Source organism: Flavobacterium sp. FG68, assembly GCF_057808895.1.
Genome location: NZ_JBMDIY010000006.1, coordinates 188275 through 195831 on the forward strand (window position 1 = coordinate 188275; position 7557 = coordinate 195831).

Below are 7557 nucleotides of genomic sequence, written 5' to 3' on the forward strand. Positions count from 1 at the left end.
GGTTTATTTATTTTACAATTACTTTGAAAGTTTTTTTGATGTTAGGCGTTTCAAGAACTACCATGTACATATTGCTCTCAGTTGTTTGAGGTAATTGTATTTCAGTTTTAGCTGTAGATGATTGTACAGTTTTTACCAATTGACCTGTAACAGTGTAAAGGCTAATTTGCATTTTCGCTAATTCTTCCTCAGGGAAATCTGCTTCAACAGTAACTACTTTTCCAATTTCAATTGGGTTAGGATAAACTTTAGCCAGCAGCGTATTTGTCAATGTAACTTTAGAAGCACATACATATAGTACTTTTCCATCTTTAGTTGTCATTTTTACACTATAATCTGCCGTTGGATCTAATAATGAAGTAATGCTGTTTCCTGCAGAATAATACTGACCAGTTCCTATTGGCTCATCGTTTTTGAACCATTCGTAAGAAGCAAACTCATAACCGCCATTTGTCTGTGGATTGTTATTTACAAGGAGTACGTTATTAAATTTCTGTTTAACAATGTCAAAGAAATTAAATGGTTTCACAACTACTAAAGAGTAAGTTGCAGATAAACTTCCGTCTTGTGATGTAATTGTTACATTCTGACTGTAAATTCCTGGTTTAGGAGTTTGAATTGTAAAATTAGAAGAAGGAGTTATTATTGCACCTGATTCATTTAAGATAGATACATTTGGATTTGTTTCCCCACATGGAAGTACATAAAAAATTGTTTTTCCAGGGTTATCAAAAACTTTCGTTCCAATAGTGATTTTCTTAACATCGATATTGTTGTTTAAGATCACTAACAACTGTGAAACATCGGCAGCAGGAAGATAGTTATTATCTCCAGGCTGATGAGCCGTAATTAATACATCACCAGATCTTAACATATTTACCACGCCTGTAGCAGAAACTGTTGCAGGAGCTAATGGTGCAGTATATGTTGATGTGTAAGTAACAGCTAAATTTGAATTTGAAGTCGCTGTTAAATTAAAGGTATTATTTGCTCCAAGTGTTTTAACCGGAATTGCATTAAATGTAATTTGCTGTGCTGCTTTATTAATAACAAGATTAGCTGTTAGGGTTACTACTGCACAATTTGACGCGCTGGCTGATGGTGTTACTGTCGCAGTAACTACATAAGTACCAGCATTTGTTGACGTATTGTTTGCAGAATAGGTAACAGTTGCTCCAGTTGGCAGATTTGCAACTTGCAATGCATGAGCATTTCCATCGTATGTAAATTGAGCGCCGGTAAAAGTTACAGCATTCAATGGAGAAGCAAGTACTTTTACTGTTTGCGGTTGTGTTGCAATGTTTCCATTTCCGTCATCATATTTCCATGTAATTACATAAGTTCCTACTGAATTGTAGCTTAAAGGATCAGTTGTAGTTCCATTTAGGATTCCTGCACAATTATCTGTAGCAGTTGGAATAGCGATATCTGATGCTGAAACTGAACAATAGTTACTTATTTCCGGAAGACTAGCTACAGTTGGTACTGGCGCTGTTGCATCTGGAGTTGTAATAATAGTTATTGTTTGAGTTAATAAACATCCATTAGCATCTGTAATTGTTACAGAATAAGTTCCTGCGCTTAATCCAGTTGCTGTTGCAGATGTTCCACCGACTGGTGACCAAGCATAAGTATATGGTGCTGTTCCTCCAGTTGCAGTTACTGTTGCAGTTCCGTTAGTTCCTCCGTTGCAAGAAACATCAGTTTTAGATATTGTTGCAGCAAGAATTGTTGGTTGAGCAATAGTAACAGATTGTGTTGTAGTACAACCGTTAGCGTCTGTAATAGTTGCAGTGTAAGTTCCTGCACTTAATCCAGTTGCTGTTGCAGCTGTTCCACCTGATGGTGACCAAGAATAAGTATAAGCTCCAGTTCCTCCAGTTGCAGTTACCGTTGCAGATCCATTATTTCCTCCGTTGCAAGAAATATCTGTTTTAGATGTTGTTGCAGCAAGAATTGTTGGTTGAGCAATAATAATAGATTGTGTTGTTGTACAACCATTAGCATCTGTAATAGTTGCAGTGTAAGTTCCTGCGCTTAATCCAGTTGCTGTTGCAGCTGTTCCACCTGATGGTGCCCAAGAATAAGTATAAGCCCCAGTTCCTCCAGTTACATTTACAGTTGCAGATCCGTTAGCTACTCCGTTACAAGAAACATCTGTTTTAGATGATGTTACAGAAAGGGCAGAAGGTTCACTGATTGTTACTGTTTGTGTGGTAAAACATCCGTTAGCATCTGTAATAGTTGCAGTATAAGTTCCTGCGCTTAATCCAGAAGCTGTTGCAGCTGTTCCACCTAATGGTGACCAAGAATAAGTATATGGTGCTGTTCCTCCAGCTGCAGTTACAGTTGCAGTTCCGTTAGTTCCCGCGTTACAAGAAACATCTGTTTTAGATGCTGTTGCAGTAAGAATTGTAGGTTCTGTAATTGTAACAGATTGTGTTGTAGTACATCCGTTAGCATCTGTAATAGTTGCAGTATAAGTTCCTGCAGCAAGACCAGAAGCTGTTGCAGCTGTTCCTCCAGATGGTGACCAAGAATAAGTATATGGTGCTGTTCCTCCAGTTGGAGTTACTGTTGCAGTTCCGTTAGTTCCTCCATTACAAGAAACATCTGTTTGTGATGCTGTTGCAGAAAGAATTGCAGGTTCAGTAATAATAATACTTTGTGTTGTCTGACACGCGTTTGCATCTGTTACAGTTACTGTATAAGTTCCTGCGTTTAATCCAGTTGCTGTTGCAGCTGATCCTCCAAAAGGTGCCCATGAATAAGTATAAGCTCCAGTTCCTCCAGTTACAGTTACAGTCGCAGTTCCGTTAGTTCCTGCGTTGCAAGAAACATCTGTTTTAGATATTGTTGCAGCAAGGATTGTTGGTTCAGCAATAGTAACAGATTGAGTTGTAGTACATCCGTTAGCATCTGTAATTGTTGCAGTATATGTTCCTGCGCTTAATCCATTTGCTGTTGCATTTGTTCCTCCAGATGGAGCCCAAGAGTATGTATAACCAGGAGTTCCTCCGGTTACATTTACAGTTGCAGATCCGTTAGCTCCTCCGTTACAAGAAACATCTGTTTTAGATGATGTTACAGAAAGGGCAGAAGGTTCAGTGATTGTTACTGTTTGTGTTGTAAAACATCCGTTAGCATCTGTAATTGTAGCAGTATAAGTTCCAGCACTTAATCCAGAAGCTGTTGCAGCTGTTCCACCTGATGGTGACCAAGAATAAGTATATGGTGCTGTTCCTCCGGCTGCAGTTACAGTGGCAGTTCCGTTAGTTCCTGCATTACAAGAAACATCTGTTTGAAATGCTGTTGCAGTAAGAATTGTAGGTTCTGTAATTGTAACAGATTGTGTTGTAGTACATCCGTTAGCATCAGTTACAGTTACTGTATAAGTTCCTGCAGCAAGACCAGAAGCATTAGCTGTTGTTCCTCCAGAAGGAGACCAAGAATAAGTATATGGTGCTGTTCCTCCAGTTGCAGTTACAGTTGCAGTTCCGTTAGTTCCTCCGTTGCAAGAAACGTCTGTTTGAGATATTGCTGCAGAAAGAACAGCAGGTTCAATGATTGTTACTGTTTGTATTGTTTGGCATCCATTAGCATCAGTAATGGTTGCTGTAAAAAGTCCTGCGGCAAGACCTGTTGCAGTCGCAGCAGTTCCTCCATAAGGAGACCAAGAGTAAGTATATGCTCCAGTTCCTCCTGATACAGTTACAGTTGCGGTTCCGTTTGCTGCACCATTACAAGAAATATCTGTTTGTGATGCAGATGTTGTCATAGCAGTTGGTTCTGTAATAACAATAGATTCAGTCGCAGTACAACCATTAGCGTCTGTAACGGTTACAGTGTAAGTTCCTGGAATAAGATTGTTTATCAATGCAGTAGTTTCTCCAGAAGGACTCCAAGAATAAGTGTAAGGAGCGGTTCCTCCAACAGGAGTTATAGTTGCAGTTCCGTTTGCCCCTCCATTACAAGAAACATCTGTATGAGATGGAGTTAAAGTAAGTAGAGTAGGTTCTGTAATTGTAACAGATTGAGTTGTAAAACAACCATTAGCATCTGTAATTGTTGCTGTATAAGTTCCAGGACTTAATCCAGAAGCAGTAGCTGCTGTTCCTCCAGAAGGAGACCAAGAATAAGTATATGGTACTGTACCTCCAGTTGCAATTACTGTGGCAGTTCCGTTGTTTAATCCATTACAAGTAACATCAGTTTGAGATGCTGTTGCAGCAAGACTAGCTGGTTCTGTAATAGTAACAGATGCAGATATCTGACAGAAGTTTGCATCTTGTACCGTTACTGTATAAGTTCCTGCAGCAAGGCCAGAAGCAGTAGCAGCATTTCCTCCAGTTGGAGCCCAAGAGTATGTATAAGCACCAGTTCCTCCAGTTACATTTACTGTAGCAGTTCCATTAGTTCCTCCGTTGCAAGAAACATCTGTTTGTGATGTAGTAACAGCAAGGATTGTTGGTTCTGTAATAGTAAAGCTTTGTGTTTTGGTACATAAGTTAGCGTCTGTAACAGTTACAGTATAAGTTCCTGCAGAAAGGCCATTTGCTGTTGCAGCTGTTCCTCCAGAAGGTGCCCAAGAATAGGTATAACCTCCGGTTCCTCCTGTAACGGTAACACTTGCAGATCCGTTTGCTCCTCCATTACAAGAAGTATTTATTTGCGGATTTGGTGTTACTATAAGTTCAGTTGGTTCTGTAATAGTAAAGTTTTTTACAATAGAACATCCGTTAGCAGATGTAATTGTTACAGAATAATTACCCGCTGTAAGATTAGTTGCTGTATCAGCATTTCCGCCAGAAGGTGACCATACGTAAGTAAAAGGTCCAGGCGCTCCGCTTGGAACTACAGCAGCAGATCCTGTATTAGTCCCAAAACATAATACATCAGTTTGTGAAGTAGTTGCAACTAAAGTATTTGTGGTAGTAATTGTAAAATTTTTTGTTATTGTACAACCATTAGCATCAGTAATTAGAACACTATTAGCTCCGGCAGTTAATCCGGTTGCTATTGCAGTTGTATCACCAGATGGGGACCATAAATAAGAATATGGAGTTGTACCACCGCTAACACTTACGGCTGCCTGACCACCAGTTGAACAAGTTGCATTTATTTGACTTTGTGTAGCGAATAAGGCGCTTGGCTGCGTGATTGTAAAACTTTGTGTTATTGAACAGCCATTAGAGTCTGTTACTAAAACACTATAATTTCCTATTGCTAATCCTGTAGCAGTTGCAGCAGTTCCTCCAGAAGGTGACCATAAATAAGTATATGGAGATGTACCTCCAGATACAACTACTGAAGCCGTTCCCGTTGCACCACCATTGCACAGAACATCCGTTTGTGATGATGTTAACGATAAAATTGCAGGTTCAGTAATAGTAAAACTTTGTGTACTTTGACATACATTAGCATCTGTAACAGTTACTGTGTAAGTTCCTTGTGCTAAACCAGACGCAGTAGCAGCATTTCCTCCGGTTGGTGACCATGAGTAAGTGTAAGCTCCGGTTCCACCAGTTACATTTACAGTTGCAGTACCATTTGTACCACCGTTACAAGAAACATTAGTTTGAGAACCAAAACTTGCTACAAGAGCAGCAGGTTCCGTAATAGTAAAGCTTTGAGTAGCCTGACATCCATTTGCATCGGTAACCGTAACAGTATAGGTTCCTGCCGATAGTCCATTTGCACTAGCAGTATTTCCTCCGGTTGGAGCCCAAGAATAAGTATATCCAGGAGTTCCTCCGCTTACAGAAACTGTAGCAGTTCCATTTGCACCTCCATTACATGAAACATCTGTTTGTCCGACAGCAGTAGCTGTAAGTGCAGCAGCAGGTTCAGTAAGTGTAAAACTTTGAGTTTTCTGACATAAGTTACTATCAGTAACTGTAACCGTATATGTTCCAGCTGTTAGTCCAGTTGCAGTTGCAGCAGTTCCTCCAGATGGAGACCAAGAATAGGTATATCCTCCAGTTCCTCCAGTTGCACTTATAGTTGCAGATCCAGTGTTACCACCAAAGCAAGCTATGTTAGTTTGTGCTACTGGTGATGCTGTTAAAGCAGCAGGTTCTGTAATAGTAAAACTTTGTGTTATCTGACAGCTATTAGCGTCAGTAACTGTAACAGTATATGTTCCTGCTGTTAGTCCAGTTGCAGTTGCAGCAGTTCCTCCAGAAGGTGACCAAGAATAAGTGTAAGCACTAGTTCCTCCTGAAACGGCTACACTAGCAGATCCAGTTGCAGCACCGTTACATAAAACATCAGTTTGTGATGGTACAACCGCAAGTGCAGCTGGTTCTGAAATAATAAAACTTTGTGTAGTTTGACAGTTATTAGCGTCGGTTACAGTAACTGTATAGGTTCCTGCAGCCAGACCAGAAGCAGTAGCAGCAGTCCCTCCAGAAGGAGACCATGAATAAGTATAACCAGGAGTTCCTCCAGTTACTACTACTGTTGCTGTTCCGTTTGTTCCAGAGTTACAGCTTACATTATTTATAGTTCCCTGAGAAGCCACTAATAAAGGTGGTTCATTTATGGTAAAGTTTAATATTTTTTCGCATAGAATAGCATCTTTTATACTAACAGTATAATTTCCAGGTGCTAAATTACTAATAGAAGAAGATGTAGCAGCATTTGACCAAAGATAAGTGTAAGATCCTACACCTCCTAATGGTACAACTGATAAGGAACCATTAGCAGCTCCATTGCAGCTAATATCTACTTTTGTTGAAGATGCACCTATATTAGAAACTTGTAATGTAACTGCATTTGAAACTGCAGCTGGAGTACAATTTCCAGTTGCTATTAAACGATATTGATAATTATTTAATGAAGCAGTTGCGCCTGTTATGGTAAGTGTTGCTGTAGTCTCTCCAGAGTAAGGAGCACCACTTGTAACATTACTAAATCCAGATCCTGAATTTACCTGCCATTGATATCCTGTAGCATTAGAAACTCCAGCGCTAAATGTTGTATTAGATCCTGAACAAATAGCACTATCAGTTGGCTGTGCTGTGATAGATGGAGCAGTATTGACAGTTAAAGAAGCACTGTTTGAAGTTGCATCAGGCGTACATAAACCTGTAGCAACGACTCTGTATAAATATCCACTTAATCCTGCGGTTGCGCCAGTAATAGTTAATGTTGCAGAAGTTGTACCAGAATATGGTGCAGCGGCCGGAACATTAGCAAAACCAGTACCCTGATCTACCTGCCATTGATATCCAGTTGCATTTGCAGCAGTAGCTGAGAAAGTTGTATTAGCACCAGCACAAATTGTACTTGCAGATGGCTGCGCAGTGATTGCCGGAGCTTGATTTACCGTTAAAGATGCACTATTTGAAGTTGCAGCAGGAGTACAAGAACCAGTTGCGACAACTCTATATATATATCCATTTAATCCAGCAGTTGCTCCAGTTATAGTTAATGTTGCAGTATTTGCACCAGAATAAACTCCACTGTTAGTTATGCTAGAAAAACCGGAACCATCATCGACCTGCCATTGATATCCAGTTGCATTTGCAGCAGTAGCTGAGAAAGTTGTATTAG

The 7557-nt window shown here is 39.9% G+C and carries 1 protein-coding gene; it reads right to left on the minus strand.

All coding sequences use genetic code 11. From position 1 onward, the window contains the following. Positions 1-7 precede the first annotated feature (7 nt). Positions 8-7557: T9SS type A sorting domain-containing protein (locus tag ACODSB_RS06115; RefSeq protein ID WP_488936384.1), on the minus strand; the 7550-nt coding region annotated here is incomplete at its 5' end.